This window comes from Rhodococcus sp. NPDC003322, from assembly GCF_053589555.1.
This window is the reverse complement of the sequence record NZ_JBSFSC010000004.1, coordinates 396,852-412,145: the sequence shown is the minus strand read 5'-3', so window position 1 is coordinate 412,145 and position 15,294 is coordinate 396,852. Positions and strand designations below refer to the sequence as shown.

14 protein-coding genes and 1 riboswitch are annotated in these 15,294 nt (G+C 69.5%); of the genes, 7 read left to right on the top strand and 7 right to left on the bottom strand.

All coding sequences use genetic code 11. The annotated features are described in order from the left end of the window. Positions 1-99: 99 nt before the first annotated feature. Positions 100-1,908: an AMP-dependent synthetase/ligase gene (locus ACWDUM_RS18235; RefSeq protein ID WP_450135023.1), complete on the top strand. Its 1,809-nt coding sequence runs from the start codon at positions 100-102 to the stop codon at positions 1,906-1,908. A 68-nt stretch (positions 1,909-1,976) separates the two neighbouring features. Here the strand turns inward: ACWDUM_RS18235 and ACWDUM_RS18230 are convergent, their stop codons facing one another. The 5 genes from ACWDUM_RS18230 to ACWDUM_RS18210 form a co-directional block, all read right to left on the bottom strand. Next, on the bottom strand, positions 1,977-3,101 hold the full coding sequence (locus ACWDUM_RS18230) for a glycosyltransferase family 4 protein (RefSeq protein WP_450135022.1): 1,125 nt from the start codon (positions 3,099-3,101) through the stop codon (positions 1,977-1,979). Between the two features lie 100 nt (positions 3,102-3,201). Then, the gene (locus ACWDUM_RS18225) at positions 3,202-4,506 is read right to left on the bottom strand and encodes a hypothetical protein (protein ID WP_450135209.1); all 1,305 of its coding nucleotides are present in this window, start codon (positions 4,504-4,506) and stop codon (positions 3,202-3,204) included. A 74-nt stretch (positions 4,507-4,580) separates the two neighbouring features. Continuing rightward, the gene (locus ACWDUM_RS18220; RefSeq protein WP_450135021.1) at positions 4,581-5,624 is read right to left on the bottom strand and encodes an NlpC/P60 family protein; all 1,044 of its coding nucleotides are present in this window, start codon (positions 5,622-5,624) and stop codon (positions 4,581-4,583) included. Between the two features lie 222 nt (positions 5,625-5,846). Further along, on the bottom strand, positions 5,847-6,413 hold the full coding sequence (locus ACWDUM_RS18215) for an NlpC/P60 family protein (protein WP_450116084.1): 567 nt from the start codon (positions 6,411-6,413) through the stop codon (positions 5,847-5,849). 12 nt (positions 6,414-6,425) lie between these two features. Then, a riboswitch (cyclic di-AMP (ydaO/yuaA leader) is annotated at positions 6,426-6,590 on the bottom strand. A gap of 128 nt (positions 6,591-6,718) precedes the next feature. Continuing rightward, the gene (locus tag ACWDUM_RS18210; RefSeq protein ID WP_450135020.1) at positions 6,719-6,988 is read right to left on the bottom strand and encodes a hypothetical protein; all 270 of its coding nucleotides are present in this window, start codon (positions 6,986-6,988) and stop codon (positions 6,719-6,721) included. A 133-nt stretch (positions 6,989-7,121) separates the two neighbouring features. Between ACWDUM_RS18210 and ACWDUM_RS18205 the strand changes: the two genes are divergently transcribed. Further along, positions 7,122-8,834 (top strand): DEDD exonuclease domain-containing protein, encoded by a 1,713-nt coding sequence (locus ACWDUM_RS18205; RefSeq protein ID WP_450135019.1) that lies wholly within the window; start codon positions 7,122-7,124, stop codon positions 8,832-8,834. Positions 8,835-8,869: 35 nt separating this feature from the next. Then, positions 8,870-9,145, top strand: coding sequence for an Lrp/AsnC family transcriptional regulator (locus ACWDUM_RS18200; RefSeq protein WP_450116081.1), 276 nt, complete (start codon positions 8,870-8,872; stop codon positions 9,143-9,145). 75 nt (positions 9,146-9,220) lie between these two features. Here the strand turns inward: ACWDUM_RS18200 and trpD are convergent, their stop codons facing one another. Together trpD and ACWDUM_RS18190 are read right to left on the bottom strand one after the other, a co-directional pair. Beyond that, entirely contained in the window at positions 9,221-10,279 is a 1,059-nt protein-coding gene (trpD, locus tag ACWDUM_RS18195) for an anthranilate phosphoribosyltransferase (RefSeq protein WP_450135018.1), read from the bottom strand. Positions 10,280-10,386: 107 nt separating this feature from the next. Then, positions 10,387-10,836, bottom strand: coding sequence for a hypothetical protein (locus tag ACWDUM_RS18190; protein ID WP_450135017.1), 450 nt, complete (start codon positions 10,834-10,836; stop codon positions 10,387-10,389). Between the two features lie 126 nt (positions 10,837-10,962). Between ACWDUM_RS18190 and ctaE the strand changes: the two genes are divergently transcribed. The 4 genes from ctaE (at position 10,963) to qcrB (ending at position 15,286) form a co-directional block, all read left to right on the top strand. Then, on the top strand, positions 10,963-11,574 hold the full coding sequence (gene ctaE / locus ACWDUM_RS18185; RefSeq protein ID WP_450116078.1) for an aa3-type cytochrome oxidase subunit III: 612 nt from the start codon (positions 10,963-10,965) through the stop codon (positions 11,572-11,574). Positions 11,575-11,637: 63 nt separating this feature from the next. Next, positions 11,638-12,489, top strand: a complete 852-nt coding sequence (gene qcrC / locus ACWDUM_RS18180) for a cytochrome bc1 complex diheme cytochrome c subunit (protein ID WP_450116077.1) — start codon at positions 11,638-11,640, stop codon at positions 12,487-12,489. After that, on the top strand, positions 12,486-13,622 hold the full coding sequence (gene qcrA / locus ACWDUM_RS18175) for a cytochrome bc1 complex Rieske iron-sulfur subunit (protein ID WP_450116076.1): 1,137 nt from the start codon (positions 12,486-12,488) through the stop codon (positions 13,620-13,622). The genes qcrC and qcrA overlap by 4 nt, the downstream gene beginning before the upstream one ends. Next, a complete protein-coding gene (qcrB, locus tag ACWDUM_RS18170) occupies positions 13,619-15,286 on the top strand; it encodes a cytochrome bc1 complex cytochrome b subunit (protein ID WP_450135016.1) in 1,668 nt (555 codons plus the stop codon). The genes qcrA and qcrB overlap by 4 nt, the downstream gene beginning before the upstream one ends. The last annotated feature ends 8 nt before the right edge of the window (positions 15,287-15,294 follow it).

Sequence of the window (15,294 nt, the reverse complement as noted above, 5' to 3'; positions counted from 1 at the left end):
TCCGCCGCCATGGACGTGGCGCAGGTCGCATCCGGCAGGGTTTAAGGTGGACCGGAGTAATACCTACTCGTCAGTATCCACAGGTTTCGGAGGCATCGCGTGCGTGAATTCAGTGTCCCCCTCAACTTCGCCGTCCCGGCCGACGGGTCAGCGGTCGACGCGGTGTACACCCATGCCGCGGCGACGCCGAACCTGGTGCTGTTCAAGCGGCTCACCGGTGGCGTCTGGGCGGACGTGACCGCGCGCGAGGTCGCCGAGCAGGTCACCGCGGTCGCCAAGGGTCTGATCGCGTCCGGCGTTCAGGCCGGCGACCGGGTCGCACTGATGTCCGGGACCCGATACGAGTGGCCGATCCTCGACTTCGCGATCTGGTCGGCCGGTGGCGTCACCGTGCCGATCTACGAGACCTCCTCCGCCGAACAGGTCCGGTGGATCCTCGAGGACTCCGCCGCGGTCGGGTTGATCGTCGAGACCGACGATCACTCCCGCACCGTCGCCGACGTCACCGGCGGCTTCCCCGCCGTGACCACGGTCCTGCAGATCGAGCCCGCCGAGGGCGCGCCCGGGGCGATCTCCACCCTCGTCGAGCGCGGCGCCGGGATTGCCGACGACGAGGTCCGGTCCCGCACCGCCGCCCTGAAGGCCGCCGACCCGGCGACCCTGATCTACACCTCCGGAACCACGGGTAGGCCCAAGGGCTGCATGCTCACCCACTCGAACCTGATCGCCGAGTCGCACGCCATCGCGACGTCCGGGTTCGGGGCCCTGCTGCAGCCGGGTCGGCGCAACCTGATGTTCCTGCCGCTCGCCCACGTCCTGGCCCGCGCCGTCAGCCTCGCCGCGTTCAACGCGGGCACCACCGTCGGCCACACGTCCGACACCAAGAACATCGTCGCCACGTTCGGTGAGTTCAAGCCGGACTTCATCCTCTCCGTGCCCCGCGTGTTCGAGAAGGTGTTCAACACCGCCCAGCAGAAGGCGCACGGTGAGGGCAAGGGCAAGATCTTCGACATGGCCGCCGAGGTGGCCGTGCAGTGGAGCCAGGCACAGGACACCGGCGGCGCCGGGTTCGTGCTCAATCTCAAGCACACCGTGTTCGACAAGCTGGTGTACGGCAAGCTCAAGGCCGCGCTCGGAGGCCAGTGCCAGCTCGCCATCTCGGGCGGTGCGCCGCTCGGCGCCCGCCTCGGCCACTTCTTCCGCGGCCTCGGCGTCACGATCTACGAGGGCTACGGCCTGACCGAGACCACCGCTGCGATCACCGTCAACACGCCCGGCAACCAGAAGATCGGCACCGTCGGGAAGCCGTTGGCCGGCAACGCCGTTCGCATCGCCGAGGACGGCGAGGTCCTGCTGTCCGGCCCGGTCGTGTTCACCGGCTACTGGCGGAACGAAGCCGCCACCGAGGCCGCCATCGTGGACGGCTGGTTCCACACCGGCGACCTCGGGTCCCTCGACACCGAGGGCTACCTGAGCATCACGGGCCGCAAGAAGGAGATCATCGTGACCGCCGGCGGCAAGAACGTCGCCCCGGCCGGTCTCGAGGACTACCTGCGCGCCCACCCGCTGATCAGCCAGGCGCTCGTCGTCGGCGACCAGAAGCCGTTCATCGGCGCCCTGATCACCATCGATCCGGAGGCGTGGCCGGGCTGGCTCGAACGCAACGGCAAGCCCGCCGGGTCGAGCATCGAGGACCTGGTCGCCGACATCGACCTGGTCGCGGAGGTGGACGCCGCGATCGCCGAGGCGAACAAGCTCGTCTCGCACGCCGAGTCGATCAAGAAGTACCGCATCCTGCCGCTGGACTTCACCGAGGAGACCGGCGAGCTGACCCCGACACTCAAGCTCAAGCGCAACGTCATCCACCAGAACCGCGGCGCCGAGATCGAGGCCATCTACAGCAAGTAGCGGCTTCGCCGCCTGTGCGCCTTTCCGGTGGCTCCGGCCACCGGAAAGGCGCACAGGCGCGGCAGCACCTACAGCAGTCCGGAGAGCTTGGCGGCCAGGACATCCCACCGCCACTGCTCGGACACCCACTTGCGGCCCGCGACGCCCATCGCTGCGGCCCGGTCGCGGTCCACGAGCACCGAGATCACCGAATCCGCCACCGCGGACACCGACCGGCCGTTGACGACGTGCCCGGTCTCGCCCTCGCGCACCGTCTCCGGCGCACCCCCGGAGTTGCCCGCGATCACCGGAACACCCGTCGCCGACGCCTCCAGGTACACGATGCCCAGTCCCTCGACGTCCAGCCCCGCGCCGCGAGTGCGGCACGGCATCGCGAACACGTCGGCGATGGTGTGGTGCGCGGCGAGTTCCGCCGCGGGAACCCCACCGGTGAACACCACGTGCTCCTCCACACCGACCTTGGCCGCCAGTCGCCGCAACGACTCGTCGTACGGCCCGCCACCGACGATCACCAGCACCGCGCCGTCGATCGATCGCCGGATCCGCGGCAACGCGCGGATCAGCACGTCCTGTCCCTTGCGCGGCACCAGGCGAGACAGGCAGAGGATCGTCGGCCGCTCCCCCAGCCCGTACCGGGAGCGCAATTCCGCGCGCGCCGCCGGATCCGGTCGGAAGGTCTCGCTGTCCACCCCGGGCGGGACGTGCTCGAGCCCGGCCCGCGGCCCGAACGCCGCGGCGAACCGGCGCCGGGTGTACTTGCTGACGTACGTGATCGCGTCGGTGGTGTCGCCGATCCGGCGCAACGACTGCCGGGCCCCGGGCAGCATCGACCACCCGACCTCGTGTCCGTGAGTGCTCGCCACGATGCGCTCCGCGCCGGCTCGCCGCAGGTGCGGACCGAGCAACGCCAGCGGCGCGGCGGCGCCGAACCACACGCTGTCGCAGCCGTGGCTGCGCACGAGCTTCGCGGCCTTCCGTGCCACCAGCGGCGTCGGCAGCATCAGCGTCGTGGGATGACGGACCACCTCGAACGGCTGCGCGGCATCGAACCTGGTGTGACTGTCGCCGCGCCACCGCGGCGCATAGACGACGAGTTGGTCGGCAGGCAGCGCGGCCGTCAGGGATTGCAGGTAGGACTGGATGCCGCCCGGTCGCGGTGGAAAGTCGTTCGTCACCAACAGGGTTCGGCGCATGCCTCCACCGTATTCGGTGGCCCTCCCTGCGGGCGCCCCGGGTCGGCGACGGATCGCCGGCACCGGGGTCGAGGCTCCGGGCGCCGGGGTGGCTCCGGGGTCAGGACACCCGTTCGGTGAGCCAGGAGCCCCACTGCGCGACCATCTCCGGGCCGGGCACCCCGAGTACCCGACCGATCCGTTCGTCGACCAGGGCGGCGTCGACGGGTCCGGTCGACAGTTCCCGGTACAGCGCCCGCAGCCGGTCCTCCCCGAACCGGTCCGCGACGAATGCCGCGACCGTCCATGCCGACTCGTAGGCGGCCAGCGCCCGTTCGCCCCCGGCGGCGAAGTCGGCGTCGGACGGCAGCCTCACCGGCGGTCCGTGCACCGCGATGGCCGCCGACACCGTCGGCGCGGCGGTGCGGACGTCGACACCGCCGCCGGTGTCACTGTTGGGGACCCGGTGGCCGACGTAGTCGGCGAAGCCCTCGAGCACCCACATCGGGGATCCGTCCCGCGTCTCGGCGCGGGTGGCGACGTGTGTGAGTTCGTGACGGAGCACCGACCGGCGCGTGCTCTCGGTGAGACGTTCACCCGCGGTGGGGCTGAAGACGATTCGCTGCCCGGTCACGATGTCCGAGTCCGGGGTCACGGCGTCGGAGACCGCAACCGCGGCGATGTCGGAACCGCTGTGGGCGGCGCCGACCTGCTCGGCGAACTCGTCCTGATCGGCGGTGACGACCACGACCGCCCGCCGCGACCAGTCGGTACCCCACACGTCACCGACGGCGGGTACGGCGGTGACGAGTTCGGCCGCGACCGCGTCCACCCGGTCCTGCTGCCACGGGTGACCGAGCACCACGGAGGTGGCCCCGCCGGTGGTCACCGACCGGGCCACCACCGGACCGAAATCCCAGGGGCCACGCCAGGTTCGCCGGTCGTACTCGGGCAACGGTCGATCGGAGACCAGTTTCCACGTGTCCCCGCGCCGCGCCACCACCAGCGAGACCGGTTTGCGCGTCGGACCGAGGTCCGCACCCTCGATCGCGTAGCGCAGATAGACCTGCGGAGCCCACACGTCGGTGGCCTGCAACTGTTCGGCCAGGTCGCTCGGCACCGGCGTTTCCGGGCCGCCGCCGATCTCGTAGCCCCAGTCCGCGAGTGGCACCGCCGCCAGGTTGCCCATCCGCCGCACCTCGGCGGCGAGGAACTCCGGCATCGCTCCGGGGTCGAACAGCTCCGCCAGTGCCGACGCGTCGCCGGCGCGAGTCGCTCCGGCCCATCGGTCGAGCAGGTCCTGGACGCCGGCGCGCCGAGCCTGTTCGAACGGGCTGACCGCGGCGGTGGACGGTGCCCCGGAGCCGGGTTCGGCGGAATTCTGGTGCAGCACCAGGCCCGCGGCGCCCGCGACGACGATCAGCAGGCCGGAGAACGCGAGCGCCTCCCAGGTCCGGATCCGGCGACGCGGCGACCGCGGCGCATCCCCCTGTTCGATGGTCAGTACCGGCGGGCGCCGTAGAACGGGTAGGCGTCGAGCGGTGCCACCTTCACCGGGACGCCGAACGTGGACGCGTGCACGATGTTGCCGTTGCCGGCGTACATGCCCACGTGCGAGGCGTCGGAGTAGTACAGCACCAGGTCGCCGGGCTGCAGGTCCTGCTTGCGAACCGGGGTGCCGCCAGCGGCCTGGGCCTGGCTCGACCTGGGCAGCGACTTGCCGATCTGCTTGTAGGCCCACACCATCAGGCCGGAACAGTCGTAGCCGTCCGGCCCCGTCGCGCCCCAGACGTAGGGCTTGCCGACCTGGGTCAGGGCCGCCTGCAGTGCGCTCGAGTTGGCACCCGGGACCAGGCCCTTGAGCACGATCGCGGGATCGTATCCGGGAGGGAAGGCGGAACCGGCGAGCGTTGCCTTCTCGGCGCTCGTCAGGGCCGCAAACGCCTGGGTGACCTGCCCGATCTGCTCCTGCAGGTCGCTCTGGGTGCGCTGCAGGTCGTCGCTGATCGAGCGGGCGTGCTCGGTCGCCGTCCGCGCGTCGTCGGCGGATCGCCGCGAGGCCTCCTCGGCCGCGACGGCCTCGTCACCGGCCTCCTTGAACTTGCGCACCTGGGCGGCGGTGTCGGTGGAGAGCACGCTGAGCGTGGACATCTGGTCGAGCAACTGCTGCGGCGAGTCGGAGACCATCACCGCGAACAGACGGTTGACCCGTCCGCCCTGGTAGTTGGCGATCGTCAACCGGTCCACGGCCGGCTGGAACTGGGCCATCGTCGCGCGCGCCTCGTCCAGGCGGCGCTGATCCTGCTCGTGCCTGAGCTCCGCATCCCGCTGGACGGAGAGCTTGGAGTCGAGGTCGATCTGCGCGTTGTGCATCGCCTCGGTGGCCTGCTCGGACTTGCGCGAGAGATCGGACAGACGCTCGAGCGCCGCGGTCGGGTTGTCGATGGCGGGATCGGCTGTCGCCGGTCCGGCGCCGACGGCGACGAGGACGAGGGAGAGCGCGCCGGTTGCGATCGCGGTGGACCGCCTCCTCAGTGAAGCCACGAGCCGGGCACTCCTGTTCTTACTCGCCGGAAGGTCTCGGCAAGGTTACGGAACGGCATACGACGGTGTCCACCCCGGCTGAATCGTGACATTGCCTCACGCGGGCGCCGTCCTGCACAAACGGCGACGGGCCCGCCGATCCGTGCTGGATCGACGAGCCCGTCGGAGTGGCAAGTGCCACATGTGCGCCGTGGCACTTCCCCGGCCACGGCGTGCGGGATGTCAGTAGCGGCGTGCGCCGTCCATCGGCATCGAGGAGATCGGGGCACGCTTGACCGGAGTACCGGAGGTGGCGGCGTGGATGACCTCGCCGTTGCCGGCGTAGATGCCCGAGTGCGAACCGCCGTAGAAGGACACCACGTCACCGGGCTGCAGGTTGCCGGTCGACACCGGGGTGCCGGCCGCGGCCTGGTCGTAGCTCGTGCGGGGCAGGTTCAGACCGGCCTGCTTGAAGGCCCACTGCACGAGGCCGGAGCAGTCGAAGGCGTCCGGTCCGGCTGCACCCCAGACGTAGGGGGCTCCGATCTTGCTGGCAGCGGCCTCGACGGCCTTCTGGCCTGCGGTGAGGACCGGAGCGGGAACGAGGGCCGGGGCGCCGGGCGCCGCCGGGAGCTGCGGGAGACCGGGGATCTCGATGGTCTGCGCCGGAACGCCGGGGATGTCGAAGGTGCCGACGCCGGGGACCGTGACGGGCTCGGCCAGTGCGGGCGCCGCGGTGGCCGTGATCGCGCCGACGGTGAAGATGCCGGCGACGGCGACGCGCCGTGCCTTGGAGCTCAGTGTTGCCACGAAAGGAGGTGCCTTTCTTCCATTCCTCCGCCGACCGAGTTAGCTGACGGGTTCGGGCTGGGAAGATCAGCCCTACCCGACGGCACGCGGTGTGCGCTCCGACGGGATTCACCCCAGTGGAAACGTGGGTTCCCGGCACGATTCCCTTGCGGGACATCGTTTAGGCGGTACCTCGCGATGCTGCGCCGGTGTGGCGCTGCAAGACTCCGCAAGGTCTCAACGAGATTACGAAGCGCACCCGGCAATGTCGACCCGAACGAGACCGACAACCGGTCAAATCGGTCATTTTCGACACTGTACGACCGTCAGGCAACGCCCGGGTCACGAAGCGATAACGACCGGCCGGTCTGTGCCGGATCGACGGTGGGCACCAGCCGCAGTCGAGGCACCAGCCCCGCGTCGGCGAGCGCCGCCATCGCCGCTCGTTCATCCTGCTCAATACTCATACGGGCCACCACACCGGACCGCGCGGTCTGCGTCGAACCCTCGGGCGCCGGGTAGCCGAGGAGCACGGTCACCACACAGTCGCCACAGGCGATGTCCCGAACCGCACACCGGCTGCAATCCACGATCATTGTGACCCTCGTCTCACTCGCGCCGAACCGGCGTGTCATCCGGCCTCTCCGACGGAAGCTAGCGAGTCGCTCCGACAGGTTGGCGGGGACAGGCCGGCCGGGGCTGTCGGCACCCCCGCCTAGCCTGTGCCCCGTGAGTTCCCGCGACGCCACCGCACGCCAGCTGACGTTCGACGAGCTGGACACCCCGCTGCGGGACACCACGTTCGTCGTCGTCGACCTCGAGACCACCGGCAGCAACTCCGGCGACGACGCCATCACCGAGATCGGCGCGGTGAAGGTCCGGGGCGGCGAGGTGATCGGCGAACTCGGCACACTCGTGGACCCGGGCCGCACCATTCCTCCTTTCATCGCGCAGCTCACCGGAATCACCACGGCGATGCTCGTCGACGCACCACGGATCGAACAGGTACTGCCCAGTTTCCTCGAGTTCGCCCGCGGCGCCGTCCTGGTCGCCCACAACGCCCCGTTCGACATCGGATTCCTGAAGGCCGCGGTGTCGCGACACGACCTCGCCTGGCCGCCGTTCCAGGTGCTGTGCACGGTCAAGCTCGCCCGCCGGGTGCTGTCCAGGGAGGAGGCGCCGTCGGTGAAGCTTTCCGCGCTGGCGGACCTGTTCCAGGTCAGCACCCGGCCCACGCACCGCGCGCTGGACGACGCCCGCGCCACCGTCGACGTGCTGCACGCCCTGATCGAACGGGTCGGCAATCTCGGGGTGCACAGCTACCCGGAGCTGGTCGACTACCTGCCCAACGTCTCGGCGGCCCAACGCGGCAAACGGGGCCTGGCCGCGCACCTGCCCCGGACCCCGGGCGTCTACCTGTTCCGCGGCCCGTCGGACGAGGTCCTCTACGTCGGCACGGCGGTCAATCTGCAGCGTCGGGTCCGCGGCTACTTCACCGGGTCCGAGACCCGCGCCCGAATGAAGGAGATGGTGGCGCTCGCCACCCGGGTGGACCACGTCGAGTGTGCACACGGACTCGAGGCCGGGGTGCGCGAACTGCGACTGCTCGCCGCGCACGCACCCCCGTACAACCGGCGCTCGAAGTTCCCCAAGCGCGCGTGGTGGATCACCCTGACCGACGAACCGTTCCCCCGGCTGTCGATCACCCGCCGCGCCGGCGTCGACGCCCTCGGCCCGTTCACCAATCGCACCGACGCGACCGAGGTCGCCGCGACCATCACCGAGTCGTGTCGACTTCGCAGCTGCACCAAGAAGATTCGCCGCGACCAGGTCCACGGCCCGGACTGTCCCGACGAGGCGGTCGGCGGCTGCCCCGCCGGGAACACCCCGCAGGATTCGGAGCAGTACGGCGCCGCCGTCGAAGTCGTGCGTGCCCTGATTCGCGGTACCGACGACGACCCGCTGCACCGACTGCGCACCCGGATCGGCGAGCTGGCGACGGCAGAACTGTTCGAGAGCGCGGCCCGGCTGCGTGACCGCACCGCCACGCTGGGCATCGCACTGCGCCGCGGTCAGCGGCTGGCCGCGGTCGCCGCGGTCGACGAACTGATCGCGGCGCGGCCCCGCGACGGCGGCGGGTGGGAGTTCGCGGTCATCAGGGCGGGCCGTCTCGCTTCTGCCGGGGTGGCTCCGCGCGGGGTGCCTCCGATGCCGGTCGTCGACGCGCTGGCGCTGTCGGCCGAGACCGTGCTGGCCGAACCGTCACCACTGCGCGGCGCCACCGCCGGTGAGGTCGGGCTGATCGCGAGCTGGCTCGACTCCCCCGGCATCCGGATCGTCCGCACCAGCCACGGGTACGGGGAGCCCGCTCGCGGCGCGGGAGCCTGGCAGCAGTGGTGCGCGCTGGCCCGCGGGGCGGGGTCCCCGGCATTTGGGCCCTAGTCTGATCAGGCCCACCCCCTGTAATAAGGAGCGAGATGATCAACGCCATCGTCCTCATCCATGCCGAGGCGAACCGGATCCCCGAGACCGCTCAGGCCGTTGCCGACATCGCCGGCGTCTCCGAGGTGTACTCGTGCGCGGGCGACGTCGATCTGATCGCGATCGTCAAGGTCCGTGACCACGAGCAGATCGCCGACGTCGTCACCGGCGCGATCAACAAGGTCGCCGGAGTGCTGCGCACCACGACTCACATCGCGTTCCGCTCCTACGCGAGCGCCGACGTCGAAGCCGCCTTCTCCATCGGCGAGTGAACGACGACGGGGACCCTCGCCCGGTCCGGCCGGACGAGGGTCCCCGTCATCCCTCCCGCTGTGTCGTGGGCGGCCTCAGCCGGCCAGGCGCGCGCTCACCGCGACCCAGCGGTCAAGCAGCGCCGCGGCGGCTCCGTTGTCGATGACGTCGACCGCGCGCTGCATGCCGGCACGCAGTGCGTCGTTCAGGTCGCCGCCCAGTCCGGAGTAGGCGGCGATCGCGCCGCCGGCGTTGAGCACCACGGCGTCGTGCACGGCGCCGCGCTCACCGGCGAGCACCGCCCGCGCGATCACCGCGTTCGCCTCGGCGTCCCCGCCGCGCAGGGCGTCGAGGGGCACCCGCTCCACACCGAGTTCGGTGGGATCGATCCGGTCCTCGCGGACCGTCCCGCCGTCGACGACGAAGACGGTGCTGGTGGTCGACGTGGTGATCTCGTCGAGTCCGTCGTCGCCTCGAACCACCAGCGCGGACACGCCCCGACCGGCGAGCACGTCGGCGATCACCGGCTGCAGGTCCGCGAACGCGCACCCGATCAGCCCCGCCCGGGGCCGGGCCGGGTTGGTCAGCGGTCCGAGCACGTTGAACACGGTCGGGATACCGATCTCCTTGCGCGGCCCGGACGTGAACCGGAACGCGGGATGGAACGTCGGGGCGAAGCAGAACCCGATCCCGACCTCCCGCACGCACTGCGCGACCGCGCCCGGGTCCAGGTTGATCCGCACCCCGAGCGCCTCGAGGACGTCGGCGCCGCCGCTCTTGGACGACGCGGCCCGGTTGCCGTGCTTGACCACCCGCACACCTGCCGCCGCGACCACCACCGACGCCATCGTCGAGATGTTGACGGTGTGCTGCCGGTCGCCGCCGGTGCCGACGATGTCGACCGCGTCGGTGTTGCCTGCGGCGGAGTCGCCGATGTCGAGGTCGAGGGTGCGCGCGTGCGCGAGCATCGCGTCGGCGATCCCGGTCACCTCGGACGGGGTCGTCCCCTTCATCTTCAGAGCGACACCGAACGCGGCGATCTGGGCGGAGGTGGCGTTGTCCGACATGATCTCGCTCATCGCCCACGAGGCGGTGGCCGCGTCCAGATCCCGTCCGTCCGTCAGAGCGCCGAGCACCTCGGGCCACGTCCCCATTCCAACCGCCTCTTCGTCGTCGCTGTGATCCGGATGAAGCTTAGTCAGTGCACGGTTCCGTACCCGTGGCGGTTCCGCAGCTTCCCGACGGGCCCTGCGACCGGATGTCAGTCGGTGCCACCGGAAGGCTGAAGGGCGTCCCACCCCACGGCCGTGCCTCCCGCCCTCTGCGCCAGTCCCGCCATCCGCGACTTCTCCTGGGCGCAGTGCAGCGCGTCGAGGACCTGGGTGCGCACGAGAGTGACGGACACGAGTGCATCGTCGGCCGACACCTCCGGTGGGTGCGGGGGCGTCTGCGAGACGGTGTAGCCGTCCTGGGCCGCCAGCTCCGCGGCCCGCTGGACACCCTCGGCCGGCAGCCTCAGGTGGTGTCGCAGAACCACCTCCTCCTCCGCCGCCCACGCCGGCGCCGTCGCGGCCCCGCGGTCGAGCGCGGTGCTGCACGCCTCGGCGTCGTCGAAGCTCGACGCGACCACCACGAGGTCGGTTCGGTCACGGTCGAGCGGTGCGGTTCGTCGTCGTCCGAAAAGGGTGTGCCACCAACGTGCCCGAGTCATGAACCCACCCTCCCATGAGCCTCGACCTGCACAATCGCGGGCTCGGGCATACTGGAAACCGCCGGCGACGCGCCCATGACGGACCCGGGTGGTCCTCGCGTACGACAACGCGTCATACTTCCTTCTGTGACGAGCGCAGTAGGGACCCAAGGATCCGCAATCACCCAGCGCGTGCACTCGCTGAACCGGCCGAACATGGTCAGCGTCGGCACCATTGTCTGGCTGTCCAGCGAGTTGATGTTCTTCGCTGGTTTGTTCGCGATGTATTTCGTCGCGCGCGCGCAGGCGAACGGCAACTGGCCGCCGGAGCCCACGGAGTTGAACCTGGCACTCGCCGTGCCGGTCACCGCGGTGCTCGTGGCGTCGTCGTTCACCTGCCAGATGGGCGTTTTCGCCGCCGAACGAGGCGACGTCTTCGGCCTGCGCCGGTGGTACATCCTCACCCTGGCGATGGGCACCTTCTTCGTGCTCGGCCAGGCGTACGAGTACATCCATCTGGTGGAGCACGGCACGACCCTGTCGAGCAGCGCCTACGGATCGGTCTTCTACATGACGACCGGTTTCCACGGCCTGCACGTCATCGGCGGTCTCGTCGCCTTCGTCTTCCTGATCGTGCGAACCAAGGTCAGCAAGTTCACCCCCGCGCAGGCAACTGCCGCAATCGTTGTCTCGTACTACTGGCACTTCGTCGACATCGTGTGGATCGGCCTGTTCGCCACCATCTATTTCATCCGTTAGAAGCTGAACGCAGTACCCAGCCCAAGTCCGTTCAGTCCGTCCCGCGAGACCAAAGGGATACAGATGAGTTCATCCCCCCCTTCAGCAGCCGCCGACAGCGCGACTGCCACGACAGCCCGTCGTCAGCGCAAGTTCCGTCGCCGTGTCACCGGCGCCCTGATCCTGATGATGGGACTCGTCGGCGCCGGCTTCCTCGCCGCGGCGCTCACCCCGACTCCGCAGGTCGCGACCGCGTCCGACGACCAGTCGGCGCTGATCCGCGAGGGCAAGCAGCTGTACGACACCTCGTGTGTCACCTGCCACGGAGCCAACCTGCAGGGTGTGCAGGACCGTGGCCCCAGCCTGATCGGTGTCGGTGAGGCCGCCGTGTACTTCCAGGTCTCCTCCGGCCGTATGCCCGCGGCCCGCAACGAGGCCCAGGCGGAGCGCAAGGCGCCGAAGTTCGACGCCGCCCAGACCGACGCCCTCGGTGCGTACATCCAGGCCAACGGCGGCGGCCCGACCGTCGTGCGGGACGAGAACGGCGAAATCGCGACCACCTCGCTGCGCGGCAACGACGTCGCCCGCGGCAGCGAGCTGTTCCGCCTGAACTGCGCCTCGTGCCACAACTTCACCGGCCGCGGCGGCGCACTGTCGTCCGGCAAGTTCGCGCCCACGCTCGACCCGGCGAACGAGCAGCAGATCTACCAGGCGATGGTTACCGGCCCGCAGAACATGCCCAAGTTCTCCGATCGCCAGCTGAGCCCGGACGAGAAGCGCGACATCATCGCCTTCATCAAGTCCGCGAGTGAGACCAAGAACCCCGGCGGCTACGGCCTCGGCGGCTTCGGTCCCGCGTCGGAGGGCATGGCCATGTGGGCCATCGGAATTGTTGCCATTGTCGGCGCAGCACTGTGGATCGGAGCAAGGTCATGAGCGACGCCGGTCACGGCGATACGCCGAAGAACTACACCCAGGAGGAGCTCGACGCGATGAGTCGCGACGAACTCGTCACGCTGGGCACCAACCTCGACGGGGTCGATGTCGCGTTCCGTCGTGAGCGCTGGCCGGTCGAGGGAACCAAGGCGGAGAAGCGCGCCGAGCGCGCCGTCGCCTACTGGTTCGCGCTCGCCGGTATCTCCGCGATCGCGTTCATCGCGATCTACCTCTTCTGGCCCTGGGAGTACAAGGGCATGGGCGAAGAGGGCTACGGCATGTACAGCCTGTACACCCCGCTGATCGGCCTGACCATGGGTCTGGCCATCCTCGGTCTCGGTGTCGGTGCGGTGCTGTTCACCAAGAAGTTCGTGCCGGAAGAGGTCTCGATCCAGGACCGCCACGACGGCGGCTCGCAGGAGGTCGACCGCAAGACGATCGTCGCCGAGCTCGGCGACTCGCTGGAGACCTCGACCATCGGTCGCCGCAAGATGATCAAGCGCAGCCTCGGCTTCGGTGCCGGCGCGCTCGGCATCATGGCGATCATGCCGCTCGGTGGCCTGATCAAGAACCCGTGGGCCAAGGGCGACAAGTCCGACCTGTGGACCTCGGGCTGGACCCCGCAGTTCCCCGGCGAGACGATCTACCTGCGCCGCAACACCGGCCGTCCCGGTGACATCGTCCTGGTCCGCCCTGAGGACATGGACGCCGGCGCGATGGAGACGGTGTTCCCGTTCCGCGAGTCGGAGCGTGGTGACGAGAAGGCGCTCGCGCACGCCCTCAAGCGTGCCGACAACCCGGTCATGCTGCTCCGCCTGCGCACCGAGGACAGCGACCGCGCCGTCCGCCGCAAGGGCCAGGAGAGCTTCAACTTCGGCGACTACTGGGCCTACTCGAAGCTGTGCACCCACCTGGGCTGCCCGACCTCGCTGTACGAGCAGCAGACCAACCGGATCCTGTGCCCGTGCCACCAGTCGCAGTTCGACGCCCTGCACTTCGGTAAGCCGATCTTCGGTCCCGCCGCTCGCGCCCTCCCCCAGTTGCCGATTACAGTCAACGAAGAGGGCTTCCTCGTCGCCAACGGTGACTTCGTCGAGGCCCTCGGCCCCGGATTTTGGGAGCGTCGTTCATGACAACCATCACTGGCGGCCCGTCGAAGGCCGCAGCGCACGCCGCGAAGGCGGGCGAGAACCTGGACTCGCGGTACCACCTCGCGGCCGGCATGCGCAAGCAGATCAACAAGGTCTTCCCGACGCACTGGTCCTTCATGCTCGGCGAGATCGCGCTGTACAGCTTCATCATTCTTCTGATCTCGGGTGTGTACCTCACCCTGTTCTTCGACCCGTCGATGGCAGAGGTCGTCTACAACGGCGCCTACCAGCCGCTGCGCGGTGTCGAGATGTCGCGGGCCTACGCAACCACCCTGGACATCTCGTTCGAGGTCCGCGGCGGCCTGTTCGTCCGGCAGATCCACCACTGGGCAGCACTGATGTTCGCGGCGTCGATCATCATCCACCTGCTGCGCATCTTCTTCACCGGCGCGTTCCGTCGCCCGCGTGAGGCGAACTGGGTGATCGGCTGCCTGCTGCTCATCCTGGCGATGTTCGAGGGCTTCTTCGGCTACTCCCTCCCCGACGACCTGCTGTCCGGCACCGGCCTCCGCGCCGCCCTGTCCGGCATCACTCTGTCGGTCCCGATCGTGGGCAGCTGGCTGCAGTTCCTGATCTTCGACGGCGACTTCCCGGGCACGCTGATCATCCCGCGCCTGTACGTCGCGCACGTCCTCCTGGTGCCGGGCATCATCCTGGCCCTGATCGGCGCGCACCTCGCGCTGGTCTGGTACCAGAAGCACACGCAGTTCCCCGGCACCGGTCGCACCGAGACCAACGTCGTCGGCGTCCGCATCCTCCCGGTGTTCGCCCTCAAGGGTGGCGCGTTCTTCGCGTTCACCTTCGGCATCCTCGCCCTCATGGGTGGCGTCCTGCAGATCAACCCGATCTGGAACATCGGCCCGTACAACCCGTCGCAGGTGTCCGCAGGCAGCCAGCCCGACATCTACATGATGTGGACGGACGGCCTGGCCCGACTGTGGCCGGCGTGGGAGATCTACCCGTTCGGCCGCTACACGGTTCCCGCGGTGTTCGCCGTCGCGGTGATCATGGGCCTGGTGTTCGCGGTGCTGATCGCCTACCCGTGGATCGAGAAGAAGTTCACCAAGGACGATGCGCACCACAACCTGCTGCAGCGTCCGCGTGACGTGCCGGTCCGCACCGGTATCGGCGTCATGGCCGTCACCTTCTACGCGATCCTCACGATCATGTGCATCAACGACATCATCGCGTTCAAGTTCGACATCTCCCTGAACGCGATGACGTGGATCGGCCGTATCGGCATGGTGCTGCTGCCCCCGATCGCCTACTTCGTCACCTACCGGTTCTGCCTGGGTCTGCAGCGCAGCGACCGCGCGGTGCTCGAGCACGGCATCGAGACCGGCGTCATCAAGCGCCTGCCGCACGGCGAGTACGTCGAGGTTCACCAGCCGCTCGGCCCGGTGGACGATCACGGACACCCGATCCCGCTGGAGTACCAGGGCGCGGCGATCCCGAAGAAGATGAACAAGCTCGGTGCCGCCGGCAAGCCCGGCTCCGGCAGCCTGCTGTTCGCCGACCCGGCCGACGAGGCCACGGCGCTCGTCGCCGCGGATCACGAGAAGGAGCACGAGCAGCTCGCGATCCTCAAGGCGTACCAGGACAAGGTGCACGGCCTCCCCTCCTCCGAGGACGACGCCAAGCACTGATTCCGGTC

Coding starts and splice junctions, on each gene's coding strand:
- ACWDUM_RS18210 (WP_450135020.1), bottom strand. CDS start 6,988: ATGATCGTGGATTGCAGCCGGTGTGCGGTTCGGGACATCGCCTGTGGC.
- ACWDUM_RS18190 (WP_450135017.1), bottom strand. CDS start 10,836: ATGACTCGGGCACGTTGGTGGCACACCCTTTTCGGACGACGACGAACC.
- ACWDUM_RS18230 (WP_450135022.1), bottom strand. CDS start 3,101: ATGCGCCGAACCCTGTTGGTGACGAACGACTTTCCACCGCGACCGGGC.
- ACWDUM_RS18200 (WP_450116081.1), top strand. CDS start 8,870: ATGATCAACGCCATCGTCCTCATCCATGCCGAGGCGAACCGGATCCCC.
- qcrA (WP_450116076.1), top strand. CDS start 12,486: ATGAGCGACGCCGGTCACGGCGATACGCCGAAGAACTACACCCAGGAG.
- qcrC (WP_450116077.1), top strand. CDS start 11,638: ATGAGTTCATCCCCCCCTTCAGCAGCCGCCGACAGCGCGACTGCCACG.
- qcrB (WP_450135016.1), top strand. CDS start 13,619: ATGACAACCATCACTGGCGGCCCGTCGAAGGCCGCAGCGCACGCCGCG.
- trpD (WP_450135018.1), bottom strand. CDS start 10,279: ATGGGGACGTGGCCCGAGGTGCTCGGCGCTCTGACGGACGGACGGGAT.